This window comes from Streptomyces sp. a15, from assembly GCF_059026085.1.
In genome coordinates this window covers 1-20,141 of the sequence record NZ_JBWLKM010000025.1, presented here as the reverse complement: position 1 = coordinate 20,141, position 20,141 = coordinate 1, and the positions used below count along the sequence as shown (strand labels likewise).

Sequence of the window (20,141 nt, the reverse complement as noted above, 5' to 3'; positions counted from 1 at the left end):
ACCGGTGAGAAAGCGCCACGGGGAGCGTCACCGGAGACGTCACCCTTCCTCACCTTCCTCCCGCCGCCGCCGAGCCGGGTACCTGTTCTCCCTCCCCGGCCTCGCCTTCCTCGGCCTCTTCCTGGCGTACCCCCTGCTCTACAACGTGTGGACGTCCGTGCACGACGTCGACCTGGGCGCTCTGCTCGGCGGTGCCTCGCGCTTCAACGGCCTCGCCAACTACCGGGCCACCGTGGCCGACCCGGACTTCTGGCACGCCGTACGCCTCTCGATCGTCTTCACCCTGGCGTCGCTGCTGTTCCAGTTCGTCATCGGCTTCGCCCTGGCCCTGCTGTTCGCCCGGCCGTTCCCGCTGAACGGGCTGCTGCGGTCGCTGCTGCTGGTGGCCTGGCTGCTGCCCCCGGTCGTCAGCGGCACCCTCTTCCGCTGGATGCTCGACGGTGAATCGGGCGCCTACAACGCCCTGTTGCGCGCGACGGGGCTGGGCGCCCTGTCCCACGACTGGCTCACCGACCCGAGCACCTCGCTGGCCGGGGTCGTCTTCGCCAATGTCTGGGTCGGCGTGCCCTTCAACATGCTGCTGCTCCTGGTCGGGCTGCACACCATCGACCCGGAACTCCACGAGGCCGCCGCCATCGACGGCGCGAGCGTCTGGCAGCGCTTCCGCTGGATCACCCTGCCGCTGATGCGGCCCGTGTCGGTGACCGTGCTGCTGCTCGGGCTCGTCTACACCTTCAAGGTCTTCGACATCATCTTCGTGATGACGGGCGGCGGTCCCGTCGACGCCACCAGTGTCCTGTCGCTCTACGTCTACGAGATCTTCTTCAGGTTCTTCCGCTTCGGCGAGGGCGCCGCGGCCGGCCTGCTCCTGCTGCTCGTCCCCCTGCTCGCGGGCGGGCTCTATGTGCACAGGCTGCGCAGGGAAGGAGAGGCGGCGTGACCCCGGGCCGCCGCCCCTGGCTGCGCACCGCCGTCGCCACGCTGATCACCGCCGCCTTCCTCCTGCCGGTCTACTGGATGGTCAACACCAGCCTGACCGAGCCGGACCGGATCCAGGCCGACACCCCGCACTGGCTTCCGGTACCGGTCACCACGGAGAACTACTCGACGGCGCTGGCCGCCGACGCCCTGCCCCAGGCCCTGCTCAACAGCGTGGTGATCTCCTGCGGAGTCGTCGCGCTCACCCTGCTCCTCGGCGTCCCTCTCGCCTACGCGCTCGCCCGGATCCCGATGCGCGGCTCCGGCACCATGGTGCTCGCCCTGCTCGTCGCCCAACTGCCGCCCAGCATCGTGCTCGCGGCCCCGCTGTTCATCCTCGAACGCCGAGCCGGCCTCGACGACACCCACCTCGGTCTGATCGCCGCCGACACCACCCTCACCCTGCCCTTCGCGGTGATCGTGCTGCGCCCCGTCCTGCGGAGTGTGCCGAGGGAACTGGAGGAGGCGGCCCTCGTCGACGGCTGCGGCCCGGTGGGCGTCCTGCTGCGCGTCGTCCTGCCGGTCATGGTGCCCGGCCTGTTCGCGGTGGCCGGCCTGGCGTTCCTCATCGGCTGGGGTGAGTTCGTCTTCGGTCTCACCCTCGCCTCGGAACCCGCCGTGCAGCCCGTCACCGTCCTGCTCAACTCCTTCGTGGGCCGGCACGGCACCGCGTGGGGAGCCCTGATGGCCACCGCCACCCTCATCAGCATCCCGGTCGTCTGCGTCTTCGCGATCTTCCAGCGCTTCATCGTCGGCGGGCTCACCACCGGGAGCGTCAAGAACTGACTCCGCGGCCGCCGCCGAGACCGCCCATCGCTGCCGGAGACGGGCGTCTAGGCTGCGCGCATGGATCAGCGAGAGATCATGCAGCGCGTCGTCGGCATTCTCACCGAGTCACTCGAGATGCGGCGACAGGTCCGCGAAAACCCCGGCAAGCAGATCGCTCTCACCGGCGCCATCTCCGCACTGCTCGCCGAGACCCTGCCCCACATCCACCTGCCCGCCGACGCGGGCGGCCAGGCAGCCGCGGCCATCGTCACCGAAGAGCTGGGCCCCACCATCGTGAGCATCGCCAACTGCTTCTCGTTCGCCTTTGTACAGCTCGCCGAGGTCCACGACGAGGGCCGCACCGACATCTCCACCACGGACGTCCTGCGCTCGATCTCCTTGCGCTTCGCGGGCGAGACGGAGCAGTAGGCGGGCCGCCAGGGGTCTACCCGGCCGGGGTGGTCATGCTCGCGCCGCACGGGGTGCGCCTCCACACCCCGCGCGGTCCGGGCGGCCCGCGCACGGGACGCCGGAGTCGACTACGCCTTCGTCGGAGCGCTGAGCAGCGGTTTCTGCAAGTGGCGTATCGACTTCACCTATGCCGACACCAACATCCGGCCCTACCGTGCATCGCGCGGCCGCGTTCGGGCTTGCGCGCAGTGGGCGGACTTGCTCAACGGGTCGGCCAGTCCTGGGTCACGAGAACAGCGAAGGAGAAATCCGAACGCATGTGATCGCCTCGATGGAGCCAGGCACGAGGCTCCAGCGAGCCCCTCCGACGCGGTTTCCGGGTGCTGGCTCGCCCCTGCTCCCCGGGGAGTTCGGTGATCGTCTTCGGGAGCCGGAGGAGCAGCAACTCCTCCCCATGTCACGGCTCCCAGAGCCCCAGCCGGCCGTCGGCGGTGGCCCGGTGCCGGTAGTCCAGCACCGCATCGGCCAGGTCCGCGTCAACCGGCAGCCCCTGCTCCCCACCTCGCCCCCGGCTGCCCGCATCCTGGTCCCGGGCCCGAGGCTGTTCGGTCGGACGCTCACCCGTCTCGACGAACGCTGGACCGTCGCCGAAGGGCTCGTGGCGACGGCCATCGCGGGTGGGGCGCAACCCGCTCGACGCCACCGGTCGTCAGCCTCCGACCCGGAGGTAGTGTCCCCAGTAACCCTGCCAGGTCCCGTAGTGGTCAGCCAGCCGCTGGAACTCCTGCTCGTCCATGGTGCGTCCGTAGACCCTCCGCGCGGCACGGAGCATCTCCTTGTCGAGGCTGACCCGTTCCGTGCGGCCGAGACCTCGGACGAGGAGGAACGAGGCGGACCACGGGCCGATCCCAGGAATCCGGAGCAGCTGCTCGCACACATCGTCGTACGGCCCCGTGCGCAGAACCTTCTCGTCCAGCTCGTCCCACTGACGCACCGCGCCGTACAGATAGCCGGCCTTGCGCTCATTACCGATCAGACTCCGCAGATCCGCCTCGTCGAAGGCGCGCAGCTGATCGACGTCCGGGAAGGCCCACCGGGTCTCCCCCCGCACTGGGATCCGGTTGCCGACCGCCTCGACCAGCGCCCGTTTCATCTGTCTGGCCACCGGCATGGGGACCCGTTGGCACAGGATCGCCCAGCACAGCAGCTCCCACGGTGAGGGGAACTTGACCTGGTGGTAGCCGCGCAGCCGCTCCAGCACTCGCCCGAAGGGCGGGTCCTGACGGGCCAGTTGATAGAAGCCGGTCAGCTCGTCCTGCAACCCGAGGTAGAAGTCCAGCCGGTCCATCACGGCGTTCACCGTGGCCTCGCCGATCGGGACGTCCGCCGAGAGCGTGCAGTCGACGGCGTGCTCCGCCGGTACGGCGGTCAGAGCGGCTCCCACAGTGGTGCCGCCCTCCCTGAGCGCCATGGTCAGCACCCCGGCCTCCGTACCTTGCTCGCCTGTCATGGCGGGAAACGAGCTGATGAAGGCGAGGGAGGCCGGGAAGGAGAAGGGTGCTCTGGCCGGTAGCCGGACGGTCGTCACACCAGGCACGGTCGGCTCAGCAGATGGCATGGGCGTCTCCCCGTAGCAGAGTTCGGATTCGAAGTGGCAGCGGCTTCGCAGTGGCAGCGGCTTTGGGATCAGACCAGCAACTTCTGATAGAGATCCTGGAGCTGCAGCGAGGGACGTACGCCGAGTTCGACGTCGAGGACGTTCGACAAGCGCTGGTACGCCTGGAGTGCCTCGGCCCTGCGACCACAATGATGAAGTGAGTCGATGAGCTGGGCGTGAAAATTCTCGTTGAGCGGGTTCTCGGAGACGAGTGACCGCAGCTCGGGAATCAATTCCCGATGGCGCCCGAGACTCTTGTAGGCATCGACGCGCACACTGATCGCGGAGAGCCGAAGTTCTTGCAGATAGGTGGAATGCATTTCAAGGGATCTCCCCATGGGCATTCCGAGAAAGGCGGGGCTTCGGGAAAGGTGTAACGCCTTCGAAAAGTGGTCCAGAGCAGCCTCGGCATGCCCGTCGTTGAAACACGACATCCCTTCGGATATCAGCGCCTCGAACAAGATCGCATCAAGTTCGGTATCGGCCAGCGCCATGAGATAACCGGAGGTACAGGTGACCAGCAGTTGTTCCGGATGCTCCATCCGCAGCTCGGTCTCGAAGAGCTTGCGGGCGTGGTACACGTAGGTCTGCAGCGTGGTCACCGCGGTACGCGGAACCCGGTCCCCCCACAACTCGTCGATCAGCGCGTCGATGCTCACGACTTCATTACTCCGGGCCAGCAGCAGCGACAACATCTGCCCGACCTTCGATTTCCCCAACAGGAACGATTCGCCGTCTCTGGACGCTTCGACCTGACCGAACACCTTGAAGTGCATGCAGAGCCCCCCGTAGCCCATCCGGCCTCGGTTCCGTGAGGATTCTAGCCCTCACAAGGTGCACCTACTTCCAAGGTTTAGTAATTTCCGAGCCCGCCGCAGACGTTCAGAGCCTGCGCCGTGATCGCCGCGGCCCGAGGGTTCACCAAGTAGCGAACCATTTCAGCGACTTCCTCCGTCGCCACGTACCGACCAATCGGCACTCGCGCGGTAACGCGGTCGTGAACCTCGTCCACGCCGACACCCCAGATCACCGAGTAATGTTCCCTGACGCGCTCCGCCATGGGCGTCTCGACGAACCCGGGACAGACCGCGTTCACCGTGATACCGGTCTGCGCGAGTTCCAGACCGAGCGCTTTGCTGAATCCCACCACACCGTGTTTGGAGGCCGAATAGGGGGCCGCGTGGACAACGCCTTGTTTGCCGCCCGTCGAGGCGATGTTGATGATCCGCCCGTAGTCCCCGTCGGTCATGCCGCCATCGCGCAGTACGCGTTTGGTGACCAGGAAGACGCTGTTGAGGTTGGTGTCGATCACGTCGTACCAGAGGTCGTCGTCCAGTTCGGCCGTCGCCCCGCCCCCCGGACGGCCGGCGTTGTTGACCAGGATCTCGATACGGCCGTAACGGTCGACACAGGCGCGCACCAGCCGGTCGACGTCGGAGGCGGAGGTGACGTCGCAGGCGCTGCCGTCGACGTCGAGTCCCTGGTCGCGCAGTTCCTTCACGGTCCGGTTCACCGCCTCCTCCCGCCGGGAGCACAGGAACACCCGTGCACCGTCCTGAGCCAGGGTCCTCGCGATCTCCAGGCCCATTCCGCTGGTGGCTCCGGTCACCAACGCGACGCGGTGGTCTTCGCTCATCTCAGGTCCCCTCTCTCCGCAGTGCTCGTGTCGGCGCTGCGGAGAGAAGGGTGACCAGGTCATCTTGGGAAGCCGGTCGACGATGGCTAGGAGTTCGCTAGTGAGCCTGTCCGGAAGGCCTCGAGGGGCTGGTCGGCCGGAACTGCCGGACCTCTAGCGGACGACAGACCGAGGTTCGAACGGGTGGGGCGATCGTGGCGGCGATCGCACCAGGAACCAGCACGGCACCGGAGGACTGATGACAGCGCTGGAGACCGCCATGGCCGGCGACCCGTACCCGAACAAGTGCTACCTCCCGTTCATCCTGTACCCCCCGGGGATGCACCGGACCAGCGGGGGACGCGAGTGGCTGGAGAGCCACATCGACATGCAGCAGCAGGGCAGCGACTTCGTGCTGTACATCGGCATCCCGTTCTGCCGTACGCGCTGCAAGTCCTGCCCCTACTTCGCGAGCCTGCTCTCCGAGAAGGATCCGGGCGGCCGCGAGGAGCGGTACGTCAACGCGCTGCTCGCCGACCTGAGGCGCTGGGGCGGCTACCCCAAGTTCGCCACCGGCGTGATCCGCAACATCTTCATCGGCGGCGGGACCGGCAGCATTCTGCGCACCGAGAACCTTCGCCGCCTGGTCGACACCGTCTACGAAACGTTCCAGGTCGCGGACGACGCCGAGTTCACCCTGGAGGGCAACGCCAGGGACTTCGACGACGAGAAGATCGACTACGTCGCCCAGTCACAGATCAACCGGCTGAGCCTCGGCGTGCAGTCCTTCCAGCCCGAACTCCTGGGGATCATCGGCTCCCCGCACGCGGCCGAGGACAGCGCCCGGGTCATCAAGGAGTTCCAGGCACGGGACTTCCGCAACATCCAGCTCGACCTGATGTACAACATGCCGGGCCACACGATCGACATCTGGCGCCGCGACCTTCAGGTGCTGTCCACCCTGGACGTACCGCACTTCACGATCTACCTGTACCGGATCCACCAGGAGACGATCCAGGCGAAGCTGATCTCCAAGGGGAAGGTCGAACGCCCCTCGGACCCCGAAGGCCCCATGGTGAAGGCCATGTACAGCGAGGCGGTCGAGATAGCCGAGGAGATGGGCTACTCGATGTACATGGTCGACCACTTCTGCAAGCCCGGCTACGAGAACATGTACAACCACTGGAACTGGAAGGTGTACATCGACACCCTGGCGGTCGGCCCGGGCTCCTACAGCTACTTCGACGGGTACCGGCTGGGCACGGAGACCGATGTCGAGAAGTACGTCGAGACCGTCGAGAGCGGTGACTTCCTGATCAGCACCGTCACCGACGAGCTGTCCCCCCGCGTCCAGCGCGAGCGCTACGTCATCTTCGCCCTGCTGTACTACGAGATCGAGTACGCGTTCTACCGCAGCAAGTTCGGCACCGAGTTCCGCGAGGACTTCGCCGACGAGCTCCAGCGGCTGGAGCGCAAAGGCCTCGTGGAACTGACCGGGGACAGGATGCGGTTGACGCAGCTCGGCCTGGTCTGGCACACCAACGTCATTCTCGAGTTCTTCAACCCCGCCTTCTGGAACGACTCCGACTCCCTGAACGAGCCGAACTGGTCACTCAACGGCGTGATGGTCGAGGTGGGCGCGCACTCCCGGGACTACTGGCTCGGCGGCGAGGACGTCACGTTCTTCCCGCCCCCACCAGGGGCCAACACGGCCGAGAAGGTGGCCGACCATGGCTGACACGCAGAAGTTCGTCGCGTCCGCCACCGCGACGGTCCATGCCCAGGCGCACGACATCTGGGCGGTGTGGGTGGACGTCAACGCCTGGAAGAACTGGGACGACGGCATCGAGAGCACCCGGCTGCACGGCAACTTCAAGGCCGGCAACACCTTCACTCTCACTCCCAAGGGCGGCGAGCCCATGGAGGTCGTGCTCAGGACGGTGACCCAGGGCGAGGAGTTCTCCGACGAGACCGTGCTCCCCTTCGGGAACATCGTCACCCGGCACCGCATGCAGCCCCTCGACGGCCGGGTACAGCTCACCCACGAAGTGACGGCCGAGATCCACTGCGAGATGGCGCCGTTCTTCGGGAAGGACATCTGGCCCCAGCTGCAGAGCGGTCTCTCCTCGTCGCTGCTCGGTCTGGCCGATCTGGTCAGCGGTGACTGAACGGCCGCTCGGCACGCCGGCCGCGCGGCGGACGCGCGGCGGGACCGCGCCGCCCGACAAGTTGGTCACCATGCTGCTGTCCGCCGACGCGGCGGCCGGCGGGGCCTTCCGGCTGGTCGAGTCCGGGCGCACATACACCCGCCGGCAGCTCGCGGACGCGGTCGGCCGCTGCGTCGCGCGGCTGCGCGAGCAAGGCATCGCGACCGGGGACCGGGTGCTCGCGCTGCTCGACCACGATGCCCGCGGGCTGGTCTTCCTGGCGGCCGCGAGCGCGCTGGGCCTGCGCGTCATGATGCCGTACAACCTCAGCGCCGTGGCGCTGCCCGAATGGCGGTCCATCGTGGTCGACGCCCGCCCCGACGTCGTCGTCCATCTGCGGGCCGGCGCCGACCGCCGGCGGCTCGCCGGTGTCCGCGCGCTCGCGGAACTCGGCCCGCGGGTGGTCGAGTTCGCGCCGGAGAGCGACGACGGCGAGGGCGCTCCCGTCGGCGAGGTGCGCGTCGACCATCCGCAGCCGGTCGAGAACTTCCTGGTGCTGTTCACCAGCGGATCGACCGGGGCACCCAAGGCAGTCAGCGTGTCCGAGGCCCTGGTGTGCCGCCGGATACGCAGCGTCACCCGGATGCTCCGATTCGGCCCCGGTTCCCGGGTGTTCATGTCCGGGCTGCTCAACAACACGACCGGAGTGATCTTCTCCTTCGGGGCGTTGTTGCACGATGCGCGGCTGTTCCTGCCGGGCGACCGGGATCCCGCGCGGTGGCCAGCCGAGGTGGCCGGTCACCGGGCGACGCACATCATGCTGCGCCCCGCCGCGATGCGGCGTTTCGTGGAGTCCGCGCAGGCGGAGCGGACCGATCTGTCCTGTCTGCGCGTCGTCGCCTACGGAGCCACCGCCCTGCCGCGCCCGGTCCTCGCCCAGGGCCGTCGGCTCATGCCGTGCGACTGGGTCCAGGGCTACGGCCTGAGCGAGACGTTCGGGCCGTTCTGCTGGCTGGACGAGGCAGGTCACCGAGATCCTCACCGCGTGGAGCGCACGTACTGCGTGGGCCGCCCGGACGACACACTGGAGGTGCGCCTCGAACCGCTGGAGGGACATCCGCCCGAGGTGGGCGAGGTCCTGCTGCGGGGCGACGCTGTCATGGAGGGGTATCTCGACGTGGCCTCGGGCGAGGTCGCGAGGCCCGGCGCATGGCTGCGCACCGGAGACCTCGGCTCCTGGAGTCCGGACGGTGACCTGCTGCTCAAGGGACGCATCAGCGGCACGGTGATGAGCGCGAACGGCCACCGTATCTATCCGGAGGAAGTCGAGTCCGTACTGAGCGCGCTCCCCGGCGTGCGGGAGGTGGTGCTCGTCGCACTGCCCGCTCCCGACGGTCCTGCCGAGCAGCCCGTGGCCTGCATCTCGGGGCCGCTGGGGGACCGGACCCCGAGCGCCCTGCGGGCTGCGGTGACCGCCGCACTCACCGGTGTGCTCAGCCAGGAGAAGTGGCCGGAACTGCTGTACGCCGTCACCGCCCCGTTCCCCAGGAGCGGCAACGACAAAGTCCTGCGGGGAGAAGTGGCCCGGCAGATCGAACGCGACGCACTGATCGAACTGTGACGGGGCACGGACCGCACCGTGCCCCTCCTCATCGCCCGCCGCCCCGCGGCGAGATCCCCTGGAGCTGCCCCATGCGCTATCACGCGTCCCACTCCGTCCTCTGCACGGCCCCGCCCGACCGGGTCTACGAGTTGATCAGTCGCTCGACCGACTGGCCGCAGGTGTTCGACCCCTGTGAGGCGGTCACCGTGCTGGCCGCGGAGCCGGATTTCGAGCACATAGAGATCCGCGCCCGCGTCGGTGGTGAATCGATGACCTGGCAGTCACGGCGCGACCTTCTGCCCGACGTGTACGGCGTGCGGGCCGAGGTGGTCCGCCCCATGAAGCTGGTCGCCGCCATGACCACCGAGTGGCGGGTCGTACCGGTGAACCACGAGCAGAGCCTGCTCCTGCTGGAACACGCCTACGACCTGTGCGAGGACGTCACGGGCCAGGTCGACTCGGTGACCACCCGCGCCGAGGCGGAGCGCTTCATCGAAACCGCCATCGACACCAACTCGACCGTGGAACTCCGCAATATCAAGGCCACTGCCGAGCGCCCGGCCGCCCCCGCCTCGCAGCGCGACGGCCATGCCCGGCACTCGGTGGTCATCGCGGCCCCTGCGGACACCGTGTACCCCTTGATCCGCGACCCCGGCATCTGGCCGCGCATCTTCGACGCCTGTGTGGCCGTGACGACCGTCGACACGGACGACACCGGCGAACTGGTCCGCATCGAAGCGGTGCAGGGCGACGGGACGGTCAGCTGGGACACGCGCCGTCGCTCCTACGACGCGATCCGCAGGGTCGACTACCACCTGCCGGTGCCCATGCCGTTGGTTTCCTCGATGCACGGGCAGTGGCGTGTCGTCCCCCTCGGCTCCGATCACTGCCTGCTCACCGTGGACCGTCACTGGACGCTGCTCGGGGACGTCGGCGGAATCCGGTCCGAGGCGGAGACCACGGCGCGAGCCGCGGCCGTACGCGACTTCGTCGAGACCAACGCGGCGGCCGAGATGGTCGCCCTGCGCGCCTACGCCGAGGAGGGCACAGACGCGCTCACCACCGTCACCACCCGCATCTCGGTGCCGCATCCCCCGGACGCGGTCCACGCGCTGCTCGCGGATGTCTCCGGCTGGCCGAAGTTCCTGCCGCACTGTGAAGGGCTCGACCTCCGCTACGACGACGGACGCCACCAGGAGTTCACTCTGGACATCCGGACACCCGCCGGCGCGGAGACCTTCCGCAGCGTGCGGCACTGCGACAAGGAGCGGCTGTCGATCACCTACTTCCAGCCGGAACCGCCCGAGCTGCTGCGTCGGCACGAAGGGGACTGGCAGGTGCGGGCGGCGGCCGGCGGCAGCGAGGTCGTCTCGCGGCACACGGTCGTTCTGGACCGGGCCGCCTGCGCGAAAGCGTTCGGGACGGACGACCTGCGGGCTCAGAAGCAGCGGGTGCGCGATCTGCTCGACGCCAACAGCCGGCTGACGGTCGAGTCCTGCGCCCGGCTGCTCGACGGCACCCCTGGAACACGGGCACGGCATGGTTAGTGTGCCGCCGGCCGCCGTTCGGCCGGCCCGCCTGCCCGAGTCGTTGTTCCGCGCCTGCGGCTATTTCCTGCCGCGTCTGATGTTCCTGCATTCCCGCTACGCCCCACGCGTCGGGTGGGGTGACATCGCCCGGGCCCTGGACGGCTTCCCCGACGACGACCCCGATCTCGGTTCAGCGGCGTTCTGGGAGGAGTGGCGTATCCGTTGGACCGCCCAGGGCGACACCTACGCGGACCTGGCCGAATCGTCGTCGACGGCGGCGGGCCGTTCCCGTGCCGCCCGTGTCGCCGCAGGCTGCTACCACTGGGCCGAGTTCATGTACTTCGACGATGCCGAACGCAAGCATTCCCTGCGCCGGCGGATCCGCACGTTGTTTCTGCGCAGTCTGGAGTGCGAGGAACTCGAGCTGGAGGAAGGCTGGTTGACGGTTCCGGACGCCCGTGACGCCTCCGTTCCGTACTGGCTGATCCTGCCGCCCGCCCATCGGCGCGGGCCCGGCCGGCTGCCCTGCGTGGTGCTGTCCAACGGCCTGGACTCCATGACCGAGGTCGAGGTGTTGGCCGTCGCGGAGACCTATCTCGACCGCGGCATCGCGGCCGTGCTGTTCGACGGCCCGGGGCAGGGCGTTCAGCTGGGGCGCACTCCGCTCCTGATCGAGATGGAGCGCGTCGTCGAGGCGCTCGTGGAGCGGCTGCGCGGGGACCCCAGGATCGCGGCCGACCGCCTTGCCTTCTTCGGGATCAGCTTCGGCGGCTACTTCGCCCTGCGGGTGGCTCGGTTCCTCGGCGCTCGCTTCCGGTGCGTCGTCAATGCCTCCGGAGGCCCGTACATCGCCCCGTACGAAGGCTTGCCGCGCCGTCTGAAGGACGACTTCCGATTCGCCTTCGGCGACCGCGCCGCCCCAGAGATGCAGGCGCGCTTCGACGCTCTCGCCCTCGACCCGGGCCGCCCGGTCCGAACCGAGGTTCTGAGCATCCATGGCGCCCTCGACGACATCTTCCCGCTCGCCGGGCTCACGGACCTCGACCGGGCCTGGGGGCCACGGCACCGGTTGCGGACGTACGCCGACGAGGCGCACGTCTGCCTGAACGTGATCGACGCCTGGAGCCTGGAAGCGGCGGACTGGGTCGCCGAACGGCTCCGATGACCACCTGACGAGAGAGAAGGCTTCCATGTCCCTGACCCGCCCGACCACGCCGGTCGCCCTGGTGACCGGCGGCGCCGGTGGCATCGGCAGCGCCGTCTGCCAACGGCTGGCCTCCGACGGCTACCACGTCGTCGTGGGCGCGTACACCGGAGTCGAACCCGCCGAGGAGCTGGCGGCCACCATCGAGAAGGAAGGGGGTGCGGCGGAAGTCCTGCAGTTCGACGTCAAGGTTCCTGAGCGGGTGACCGCGGCCTTCTCCCAGGTGATGACTCGCCACAAGCGGCTGGACGCCGTCATCAACAACGCCGGGACGACGGTGCCGCGTCCCCTGGCCGAGCTCGACGACGCGCTGTACGACCGGATCTTCGACGTCAACGTGCGCGGCGCCCTGAACGTGCTGCGCGAGGCGAGCAGGCATCTGGCCGACTGGGGGCGCGTCGTCAACATCTCCTCGACCCTCGTGCGCTCCCCCATCGCCGGCTCGGGTGCCTACGCGGCGAGCAAGGCCGCGCTCGAGCTGTTCAGCACCGTCGCCGCGCAGGAGTTGGGGCCCCGCGGAATCACCGTCAACGCGCTGCGGGTCGGGCCCACCGTCCCCGGAATGTTCAGTCAGGCGCCGGTGGCGCGGCAGGCCGCCATGGCCGAGGCTTCGCCGTTCAAACGCCTGGGCCAGCCCCAGGACGTGGCAGACGTCATCTCGTTCCTGGTCAGTGACGCGGGCCGGTGGATCACCGGCCAGGTCATCACCGTCGACGGCGGCACGACCTCATGATCGTGCGCATCGCACGAGGAGACCCGACTGCCGAGGAACTGGCTGCGCTCGCCCTGGTCCTGGCCCTCCGCCTGTCCCCCGGTGTGCCGACCGATGTGCGCACGCGGGGCGTGGGCCCGGTTCGGCACGCGAACTGGCAGCGTCTGGAACGGCTGCCCAAGTACGCGGCGACACCGCTCAGTTGGCGACAGAGCGCCTGACCGCACAACAAAAGGGCGTCCTCACGGCGATGGCTGTGGGGACGCCCTGTTGCTGCGGTGCTGCGGTGCTGCGGTGCTGCCGGTCAGGCCAGACAGGTCGGCAGTACTCCCTCGTTGTACTCCACCATCTCGCCGAAGACCGACGGCACGTCCAGCGGCTCACCGCGTTCCCCACCGCGCAGCTCGGCGTAGGCACGGTGCAGATTGCCGACCAGTCGCTCCGGATCCAGGAGATGCGTGAAATCACCCGGGCCCGCCTCGCGCGCCGCCCGCAGCGGGCTCCAGCCGGCGTCCAGGCCCGCGGCCGCAACCTGCTGGATGCGCCGCAGATACGCCTCGTTCTCGTCGAACACCTCGGGGCCCTTCACCGGGCCGTGGCCGCAGACCACGGTCCGCGCACCGAGCCGGCGCAGCCGTTCGACGGCTTCAAGGGAACCCGAGACCGACCCCATCAACGCGAAGGGGGTGGCGTCGGCGAGCACCACGTCCCCGGTGAACAGCACCTTGCTCCGAGGCAGCCACACCACGATGTCGTTGGTGGTGTGCGCCGGTCCTACGTACAGCAACTCCACGCGCTGCTCGCCGGTTTCGAGCACCAGGCAGTCGGCGAACGTGATCGTGGGCCGCGCCACCTGGACATCCCCCCACTCGACGTCCGGCCACAGTCGGGTCAGCGCCAGCCCCGTGTCGATCAGTTCTGCCGGCGCCCGCTCGTGAGCGATCACTTCGGCCGATGTGCCGAACGCCTGGTTGCCGAAGTTGTGGTCGCCGTGGTGGTGGGTGTTCACCACGGTTCTGCGGGCGCCGACGCCCAACTGGTCCACACATGCGCGAAACCGCTCCGCCCTGGCCTGGGTGGCCAAGGTGTCCACGATCACCGCGCCGTCGCGGCCCGCGATCGCACCCGCGTTGCTCACGCACCAGCCGCCCGGCCGCTGTACATAGGCGTACACGTCCTCGGCGACCTCGGTCAGGGTCTCCTGCTCGGTCTGCGTATCCATCACCACCGCCCTGCCGCCGTCAGCGGGTTTCCTGGGCCACCCCGTTCACCAGATCGAGCACAGCACGTGGGGTGACCAGATCGAACAGCACCTCGTCCGAGATGTGCACCCCGAACTCCTTGCCTATGCGGGTGGCGATCCCCAGCAGCGCCAGGGAGTCGTATCCGAGTGTCACGAACTCGGTGTCCACGAGCTCGCTGGTGAGTGCGCCGTTGTCCGTCCCACCTGCTTCCTCGGTGAGCAGCCGGTTCAGGTCATCAATGGTGATCGTCGACATGTTCAACTCCCTCGGTTTCTCTGATGATCAATGCGTCGGGCAGGAAACATTCATCGAGGCAGGGCCTCGCGGACCACGACGGCGGAATTGAACCCCCACCGTCCGCGGGCCAGTACCAGCGCGCAGGAGACCCTCGCCGTCCGTGGCTCCTCGCGCACCAGGTCAATGCGGTATTCCGCCGGCACTCGAGTGACCTTGCCGGTCGGCGGGATCACACCGTCCCGGATCGACAGCAGCGCCGCGCAGATGTCGACAGGACCGGCTCCGGAGTGCATCCGGCCGGTAAGTGCCTTCGGTACCGTGACGGGCACGGACCGCGGTCCGAACACCGCGTTGATCGCCGCGGCCTCCGCCCGGTCGAGCTCGCCGACTCCGGCCCCGTCGGCGAACACCACATCCACCTGGGACGCTGCCACCCCGGCGTCCGCGAGGGCGAGTTCCGCCGCTCGCGCGAGCCCGGACGGCAGCCCGGACCCCGGAGGCGGGTCGAACGTCGAGCCGTACCCGGCGATCTCCCCGTATACCTGATGGGCCCCGCGGTGCCGCGCCGCGTCGGCGTCCTCAAGCACCAACAGCGCGCCTCCTTCGCCGGGGACGTGACCACAGGCGTGGGTGTCGAAGGGGAGGTAGGCGTGTTCGGGGTCGACGGCGTGACTGACCCGGCCATCGGCAAGCTGGGACACCCAGCCCCATGGATCGAGTGCGGAGTCCACGCCCCCGGTGACCACCAGGGGCGTCCCGGCGCGTACGGTCCGACGGGCGTGACCGACCGCGTCCAGCCCTCCGGCCTGATCGGCGACGAGCGCGCTGCTCGGCCCGCGCAGGCCGTTGCGGATGGAGATCTGGCCCGTGTTCACCGCGTAGAACCAGGCGAACGACTCGTAGACGCTGACCGAGTCCGGGCCCTGGGACCACAGCTTGTGGAACTCCCTGTGGGTGAAGGCGAATCCGCCGCAGGCGTTGGCGGTCACGACACCCATGTCGTAGTCGGCGTAGCCGCCCGACTCCACCTTCGCGTCCTGGAGTGCCCAGTCCGAGGCCACCAGCGCGAGCTGCGTGGACACATCCGTCTGCGGCAGCAGCCGGGCCGGCAGGTGTGAAGCCGGGTCGAATCCGTCGATCTCGCCGGCCAGCCGGGCGGGATAGCGCGTCGCGTCGAACCGGGTCAGCGGACCGATGCCGCTGCGCATCTCGAGCGTGGCCTGCCAGAACTCCTCCAGTCCGAACCCATTGGGCGTCAGCAGGCCGATTCCCGTCACCACGGTGCGGCCTCCGGCACCGGTGGCCATGCCGGCCGTCATGCGCGAGCTCCTTCCGGACTGCGGAGCACCATGGCGCTCTGAAATCCGCCGAAGCCGCTGCCCACCGTGAGTGCGGTGTTCACCGGGCATTCGCGGGCGGTCCGGGGCACGTAGTCGAGATCGCACTCAGGGTCGGGCTGGTGCAGGTTGGCGGTCGGTGGCACCACGTCGTGCTCAATGGCCAGGGCGGACGCCGCGATCTCGATGGACCCGATCGCCCCCAGGGAGTGACCGACCATCGACTTGATGGAGCTGACGGGCGTGGAGTAGGCGTGCTCGCCGAGGCTGCGCTTGTACGCGGCCGTCTCGTGCCGGTCGTTCTGCTTGGTGCCGGAGCCATGGGCGTTGATGTAGTCCACGGCGGACGGATCCGTCCTGGCCTCCGCCAGCGCCACCCTGATCGCCTCGGCCATCTCCCGGCCGTCGGCCTTCAGGCCGGTCATGTGGTAGGCGTTGCAGCGGCTCGCATAGCCGGAGATCTCCGCGTAGATGTGGGCGTCCCTGCGCCGGGCGTGCTCGTACTCCTCCAGGACGAACATCGCGGCGCCCTCGGCCAGGACGAAGCCGTTGCGCGAGGCGTCGAAGGGCCTGGAGGCGTGCTCGGGATCGTCGTTGCGCGGGCTGGTCGCCCGGATCGCGTCGAAGCAGGCGACCACGATCGGGGTGATCGGGGTGTCCGAGGCCCCGGCCAGCATCACGTCGGCGCTGCCTTCCCGCAGCAGCCGACAGGCGTGACCGACCGAGTCGAGTCCCGAGGTGCAGCCGTTCGAGATCATGGTCACCGGGCCCTGAGCCGCCACCGTCCAGGCCACTTCCGCGGGCATGACGCTGGGGATGAGGTAGTCCGCCATGTTCGGGGACACTCGGGTGTGATCGACCAGCCAGTCGCGACCCCCCGCCGATACGGCAAGGTACTGCTGCTCGAGGCTGGTGGCTGCGGCGACGGCGCTGCCCAGGCTCACCCCGACGCGGGTGAGGTCGAGGGCGGAGAAGTCCATGCCACTGTCGGCGACGGCCTCCCGGGCGCAGACGACCGCGAACTGGGCGGCCCGGTCCATGCGTTGGATCTCAGCAGGCGTCAACCCCTCGGCGAGCGGGTCGAAATCGGCTTCACCGGCCATCTGCGAGCGGTAGGGGGACGGGTCGAAGAAGGAGATCCTCCGGGTGGCCGAGCGCCCCGATGTCAGCAGGCTCCAGAACTCCGCTCTGCTGCCGCTGTCGGCGGCCCTGACTCCGATCCCGGTGATGACCACACGACGGCTCACGTGGAACCGCCCGGGGTCGGCGAGTTGGACCTGAGGACCATGGCGAACATCTCCTTCCCCCACGAGCTCCCGCCGCGGGCAGTGACGACAGGACACAGCCTGGGCAGGACGGCTCGAACACCGCTCGTCGGCCTTTCACCCCCTGCGACGGCGCCTTCGAAGAGATTCCGAGCAACTCACGACCGAACTGCTACCGCGATCGATTCCTCTGGTGCCGAGGAGCCGACAGTCACGAGCGCACGGGAGAGCACATGAGACCGCCCTCGGGTGAGACGGAGCCGTCGGGCGGCTCCCTCGCCGCCGCCGACGGCCCGCAGGAGCCGGTGCCCGGCGTTCCCCGCCACGTGTGGCAGGTGACCGCGGTGGTGATCGTGGGCGCCTTCATCACGCAGCTCGACGCCGCGCTCGTCAACGTCGGCCTCGCCACGGTGGCGGACGATCTGCACGCTTCGCTCCGGTCCACCCAGTGGATCGTCAGCGGCTATCTGCTGGGCCTGGTCGTCGGCCTGCCGCTGTGTGGCTGGGGCAGCCGTCGTCTGGGCGCCGGCCGTCTGTGGATGTGGTCACTCGGTGGCTTCACCCTGACGTCGACGTTGTGCGCCTTGGCCACCGACATCCGGCTGCTCGTCCTCTTCCGGATACTTCAGGGACTGTTCGGCGGGCTGCTGCTGCCGGCGGGCCAGACGGTCATCGCCCAGGTCGCGGGCCGGAATCTGATGGGCCGGGTGATGAGCACCGCCGGGGCGGCACTCGTGCTGGGCCCGGCCGCGGGTCCGGTGATCGGCGGTCTGTTGATCGCCCATGCCTCCTGGCGGTGGCTGTTCCTCGTCAACATCCCGGTGGGTCTGGTCGGGCTCTGGCTCGGCAGGCGCCTCATCCCGCGAGGCGAGCCCACGAAGGCGGCCCGGTTCGACGCCGTGGGCTTCGTCCTGATCGGTGCCGGCCTCTCGGCCGTGACCTACGCGGTGAGCCTGTCCGACGCGTCGGACGGCCTGACCCTCACGGCGTTCTACGGCCCCCTGGTCCTGGGCTGCGCCGCTCTGGTCGCCTTCGGCGTCCTCACCCGCCGAACCGAAGCGCCGCTGCTGAACCTCGACCTGTTCGCCAACAAGGTGTTCGTGGCCGCGGCCGCGTCGAGTCTGCTGGCCGGAGTGGTCCAGTTCGGCGCCTTGGTGATCTGGGCTCTCTACTTCCAACTGGTCCGTGGATACGGCGTGGTGGACACCGGCCTCGCCATGATCGGATTTGCCGTGGGAGCAGCCGTACTGCCCTTCGCCGGCAAGCTCACCGACCGCTTCGGCGGCGGGCCGGTGTCCCTCGCGGGTGCGGTGGTGACAACCCTGGCCTTCGTACCTGCGGCCTTGCTGCCGGTAGGCACCTCACTGTTCGTCCTCGAGGCGTGTCTGCTGTTGCTCGGCGTCGGGAACGCGCTGTCAGTGGTGCCCTCTTCGACAGCCGCGTACGTGACCGTGGCCCCACCACGCATCCCCGACGCCGTCACTCTGATCAACATCTTCCTGCGGCTCGGTGGTGCCGTCGGCTCCGCACTGCTGGTCTCCGTGGTGAGCAGCGGAACCGGCGGGGCAACAGCCGTCTCCAACCATCGAGCGGCCTTCTGGTGCCTCGCCTTCTTCTCCCTGGCCTCGGTGGTCAGCGCGCTGGGGGTGCTACTCGCTGCCCGCGCCAGGGAGAACCGCCGCTGAGCCGGGCTGCGCGTCGAGGGCCAGCAGCGCTTCGACGAAGGCCGGCCCGTCCGGTGTCGCCTCGAAGTAGGCCCGGTCAACGGCCTCGACGAGCTCGATGGCCTCCCGGGCGAGTGCCGTTCCCTGGTCCGTGACGTGCAGGCGTTTGATCCGGGTGTCGTGCGGGTCCTGCTCACGGCTGATGAGCCGTTTGCCTTCCAGGGCACGGGCGACCTGGGACGCGGTCATGGCATCCATCCCGGCGTGCTCCGCGAGTTCGCGCTGGCTGGGCGGCTGCCCGTGACGGCCGAGCCACCAGGCGCTGGCCAACACGACGAACTGCGGATGGGTCAGCTCATAGGGCCGCAGGGCACCGGCGACGGCGCGCTGCCAGCGGAGTGTGACGCGCCAGAGCAGGAACCCCGGATTGTTCCAGGGCCCCTGCTCCCGCTCTGCTCGATCGGTCATCCGGCCTGTCCTGCGACCTTCGCCAAGGCCTCCATGGCCTCGGGGAAGTCCGAAGTGATCTGCGGTCCCAGCTCAGGCCCCATCGCCTCGGCAGCCGGCCCTTCGATCTCGAGGCGGTGAGTGATCTTCGTCCGCCCACCGGGGAGAGCGGTCAGCCGGTGAATGAACCGCAGGGTGACCGCGTCGGGAATCACCGTCTCATCGGTGAATCCCTGCTCCGGAACAGCTTCCGTGATGGTGAACGGCAGCGGATCCTGCCCCTCCGGCGTCATCGTGCCCGTGCTCCCCGCCGCGAACGGCCCGTCCAGCGTCACCCGCACGATCCCCTCGTCCCACTCGGGCCAGCTGGCTGTGTCCACGTACCGCGACCAGACCTGAGCCGGGGTGACATCAGCCTCGATGGTGTGCTCGAAATCCCACATGCCGCCTCCAAAGGTATGTGTACTTATAATCAGTGTACTTACTTTATGGTCGGCGGCCAAAACGGCACGGCAGCAACTGCACAGGCAGACCTGACCTCGGCACGGTTTACATCGCCGGCCCCGAAGCGAACGGGGACGGAGGGGCGTGGGTCTGTTCCGCCGTCGCCCGGACCCACCCACGCACCCACGGCCCTGGCGGTCCGCTGTCACCAGTCGAGTTCGACGTCATAGCACGAGAAGCGGGCGGAGTGGCAGGCATCGCAGTGTGTGTACCAGGGGGCGCACGGTTCGTCGCAGGAGACGCAACTGCCATGCGTGGCCAGTGGCCGGGAAGCGGCCACCAGTTGGTTGATCCGTTCGGCGGCCGCCTGCTCACCCATCGCCACCTCCTCCGCGCTCAGGCCGCCACATTCACGGCCGAAGGCCAGGATCGCGGTACCCAGGTCTCGCATGGTCGCGGCGTACTCCTCGGCCTGGGGCAAGGTCATTCGTGCGATACGTGCACGCGGCCGGATCAGGTGGTGCTGGAACGCGAACTGCCGCCAGTGCCGGTAGTCGAGGACCTCGGCCAGCAAGTCCCGGCAGGGCTGGTCGCGGTGGCGGGCGCGGGCGGTCTTGATCTGCGCGGCGAAGTGGGTGCGCACCCGGGCGAGACCTTCGGGGCCGAGGCGGACGGCGTCGGCGTCGAGGAGGCCGCAGACAGCGCGCTGTTCGTCGTCGAGATGGTCTGCGAGCAGCCAGTTCACGCCGACCGTCGTCCCCGAGGACATCGTGTGTGCCCGCATGTCGGTGTCCATCCGCCGGATCAGGTCGCGGGCGTCGACGGTGCGGTCGTGGATCTGCTGGGCGAGCCGGGTGAGCAGGGCGTCCTCCAGGATGC

The 20,141-nt window shown here is 68.8% G+C and carries 21 protein-coding genes and 1 pseudogene; 11 read left to right on the top strand and 11 right to left on the bottom strand.

Annotated elements, in window-relative coordinates:
• Positions 1 to 4 precede the first annotated feature (4 nt).
• The 3 genes from AC5P09_RS24880 to AC5P09_RS24870 are packed head-to-tail and all read left to right on the top strand — an operon-like array spanning position 5 to position 2,175.
• Positions 5 to 940: a carbohydrate ABC transporter permease gene (locus AC5P09_RS24880; protein ID WP_493876004.1), complete on the top strand. Its 936-nt coding sequence runs from the start codon at positions 5 to 7 to the stop codon at positions 938 to 940.
• Positions 937 to 1,764 (top strand): carbohydrate ABC transporter permease, encoded by an 828-nt coding sequence (locus AC5P09_RS24875; protein ID WP_493876003.1) that lies wholly within the window; start codon positions 937 to 939, stop codon positions 1,762 to 1,764. Before AC5P09_RS24880 ends, AC5P09_RS24875 begins: the two co-directional genes overlap by 4 nt.
• Positions 1,765 to 1,824: 60 nt before the next feature.
• Positions 1,825 to 2,175 (top strand): hypothetical protein, encoded by a 351-nt coding sequence (locus AC5P09_RS24870; RefSeq protein WP_266435858.1) that lies wholly within the window; start codon positions 1,825 to 1,827, stop codon positions 2,173 to 2,175.
• A 439-nt stretch (positions 2,176 to 2,614) separates the two neighbouring features.
• Here AC5P09_RS24870 and AC5P09_RS24865 read toward each other — a convergent pair whose 3' ends face one another.
• The 4 genes from AC5P09_RS24865 to AC5P09_RS24850 form a co-directional block, all read right to left on the bottom strand.
• Positions 2,615 to 2,860 carry a hypothetical protein gene (locus AC5P09_RS24865; RefSeq protein ID WP_493876002.1) on the bottom strand — a complete coding sequence of 82 codons (246 nt, stop codon included), beginning with the start codon at positions 2,858 to 2,860 and terminating at the stop codon, positions 2,615 to 2,617.
• A gap of 6 nt (positions 2,861 to 2,866) precedes the next feature.
• Positions 2,867 to 3,667, bottom strand: coding sequence for a DNA-3-methyladenine glycosylase family protein (locus AC5P09_RS24860; protein WP_493876001.1), 801 nt, complete (start codon positions 3,665 to 3,667; stop codon positions 2,867 to 2,869).
• A gap of 176 nt (positions 3,668 to 3,843) precedes the next feature.
• A complete protein-coding gene (locus AC5P09_RS24855; protein ID WP_493876000.1) occupies positions 3,844 to 4,590 on the bottom strand; it encodes an AfsR/SARP family transcriptional regulator in 747 nt (248 codons plus the stop codon).
• 77 nt (positions 4,591 to 4,667) lie between these two features.
• The gene (locus AC5P09_RS24850; protein ID WP_493875999.1) at positions 4,668 to 5,450 is read right to left on the bottom strand and encodes an SDR family NAD(P)-dependent oxidoreductase; all 783 of its coding nucleotides are present in this window, start codon (positions 5,448 to 5,450) and stop codon (positions 4,668 to 4,670) included.
• Between the two features lie 238 nt (positions 5,451 to 5,688).
• On the opposite strand from AC5P09_RS24850, the gene AC5P09_RS24845 reads away from it, so the two are divergent.
• The 7 genes from AC5P09_RS24845 (at position 5,689) to AC5P09_RS24815 (ending at position 12,845) form a co-directional block, all read left to right on the top strand.
• Positions 5,689 to 7,167 (top strand): coproporphyrinogen-III oxidase family protein, encoded by a 1,479-nt coding sequence (locus tag AC5P09_RS24845; RefSeq protein WP_493875998.1) that lies wholly within the window; start codon positions 5,689 to 5,691, stop codon positions 7,165 to 7,167.
• Positions 7,160 to 7,597, top strand: a complete 438-nt coding sequence (locus AC5P09_RS24840) for an SRPBCC family protein (RefSeq protein WP_493875997.1) — start codon at positions 7,160 to 7,162, stop codon at positions 7,595 to 7,597. Before AC5P09_RS24845 ends, AC5P09_RS24840 begins: the two co-directional genes overlap by 8 nt.
• Positions 7,590 to 9,197 (top strand): class I adenylate-forming enzyme family protein, encoded by a 1,608-nt coding sequence (locus tag AC5P09_RS24835; RefSeq protein ID WP_493875996.1) that lies wholly within the window; start codon positions 7,590 to 7,592, stop codon positions 9,195 to 9,197. Before AC5P09_RS24840 ends, AC5P09_RS24835 begins: the two co-directional genes overlap by 8 nt.
• Before the next feature lie 71 nt (positions 9,198 to 9,268).
• A complete protein-coding gene (locus AC5P09_RS24830; RefSeq protein WP_493875995.1) occupies positions 9,269 to 10,726 on the top strand; it encodes an aromatase/cyclase in 1,458 nt (485 codons plus the stop codon).
• Complete coding sequence (locus tag AC5P09_RS24825) at positions 10,719 to 11,873, top strand: alpha/beta hydrolase family protein (RefSeq protein WP_493875994.1); 1,155 nt, start codon at positions 10,719 to 10,721, stop codon at positions 11,871 to 11,873. Before AC5P09_RS24830 ends, AC5P09_RS24825 begins: the two co-directional genes overlap by 8 nt.
• A gap of 25 nt (positions 11,874 to 11,898) precedes the next feature.
• The gene (locus AC5P09_RS24820; protein ID WP_493875993.1) at positions 11,899 to 12,645 is read left to right on the top strand and encodes an SDR family oxidoreductase; all 747 of its coding nucleotides are present in this window, start codon (positions 11,899 to 11,901) and stop codon (positions 12,643 to 12,645) included.
• A gap of 2 nt (positions 12,646 to 12,647) precedes the next feature.
• Positions 12,648 to 12,845 carry an acyl-CoA carboxylase epsilon subunit gene (locus tag AC5P09_RS24815; protein ID WP_493875992.1) on the top strand — a complete coding sequence of 66 codons (198 nt, stop codon included), beginning with the start codon at positions 12,648 to 12,650 and terminating at the stop codon, positions 12,843 to 12,845.
• Between the two features lie 83 nt (positions 12,846 to 12,928).
• Here AC5P09_RS24815 and AC5P09_RS24810 read toward each other — a convergent pair whose 3' ends face one another.
• From AC5P09_RS24810 to AC5P09_RS24795, 4 genes are read right to left on the bottom strand one after another with little or no spacing between them, the layout of a single operon-like run.
• Positions 12,929 to 13,846: an MBL fold metallo-hydrolase gene (locus tag AC5P09_RS24810; protein WP_493875991.1), complete on the bottom strand. Its 918-nt coding sequence runs from the start codon at positions 13,844 to 13,846 to the stop codon at positions 12,929 to 12,931.
• 19 nt (positions 13,847 to 13,865) lie between these two features.
• Positions 13,866 to 14,123 (bottom strand): acyl carrier protein, encoded by a 258-nt coding sequence (locus AC5P09_RS24805; protein ID WP_493875990.1) that lies wholly within the window; start codon positions 14,121 to 14,123, stop codon positions 13,866 to 13,868.
• A gap of 50 nt (positions 14,124 to 14,173) precedes the next feature.
• Positions 14,174 to 15,424: a ketosynthase chain-length factor gene (locus tag AC5P09_RS24800; RefSeq protein ID WP_493875989.1), complete on the bottom strand. Its 1,251-nt coding sequence runs from the start codon at positions 15,422 to 15,424 to the stop codon at positions 14,174 to 14,176.
• Positions 15,421 to 16,752 carry a beta-ketoacyl-[acyl-carrier-protein] synthase family protein gene (locus AC5P09_RS24795; RefSeq protein WP_493875988.1) on the bottom strand — a complete coding sequence of 444 codons (1,332 nt, stop codon included), beginning with the start codon at positions 16,750 to 16,752 and terminating at the stop codon, positions 15,421 to 15,423. Before AC5P09_RS24795 ends, AC5P09_RS24800 begins: the two co-directional genes overlap by 4 nt.
• 188 nt (positions 16,753 to 16,940) lie before the next feature.
• Here AC5P09_RS24795 and AC5P09_RS24790 point away from each other — a divergent pair, with 188 nt between their 5' ends.
• The gene (locus AC5P09_RS24790) at positions 16,941 to 18,392 is read left to right on the top strand and encodes a DHA2 family efflux MFS transporter permease subunit (protein WP_493875987.1); all 1,452 of its coding nucleotides are present in this window, start codon (positions 16,941 to 16,943) and stop codon (positions 18,390 to 18,392) included.
• On the opposite strand, the gene AC5P09_RS24785 is transcribed toward AC5P09_RS24790, so the two are convergent.
• The 3 genes and pseudogenes from AC5P09_RS24785 to AC5P09_RS24775 all read right to left on the bottom strand — a co-directional run.
• Complete coding sequence (locus AC5P09_RS24785) at positions 18,357 to 18,839, bottom strand: MarR family winged helix-turn-helix transcriptional regulator (RefSeq protein WP_493875986.1); 483 nt, start codon at positions 18,837 to 18,839, stop codon at positions 18,357 to 18,359. The genes AC5P09_RS24790 and AC5P09_RS24785 overlap by 36 nt on opposite strands.
• Complete coding sequence (locus AC5P09_RS24780) at positions 18,836 to 19,321, bottom strand: SRPBCC family protein (RefSeq protein WP_493875985.1); 486 nt, start codon at positions 19,319 to 19,321, stop codon at positions 18,836 to 18,838. The genes AC5P09_RS24785 and AC5P09_RS24780 overlap by 4 nt, the downstream gene beginning before the upstream one ends.
• Positions 19,322 to 19,467: 146 nt before the next feature.
• A pseudogene (locus tag AC5P09_RS24775) lies at positions 19,468 to 20,141 on the bottom strand (hypothetical protein); the annotation flags it as partial.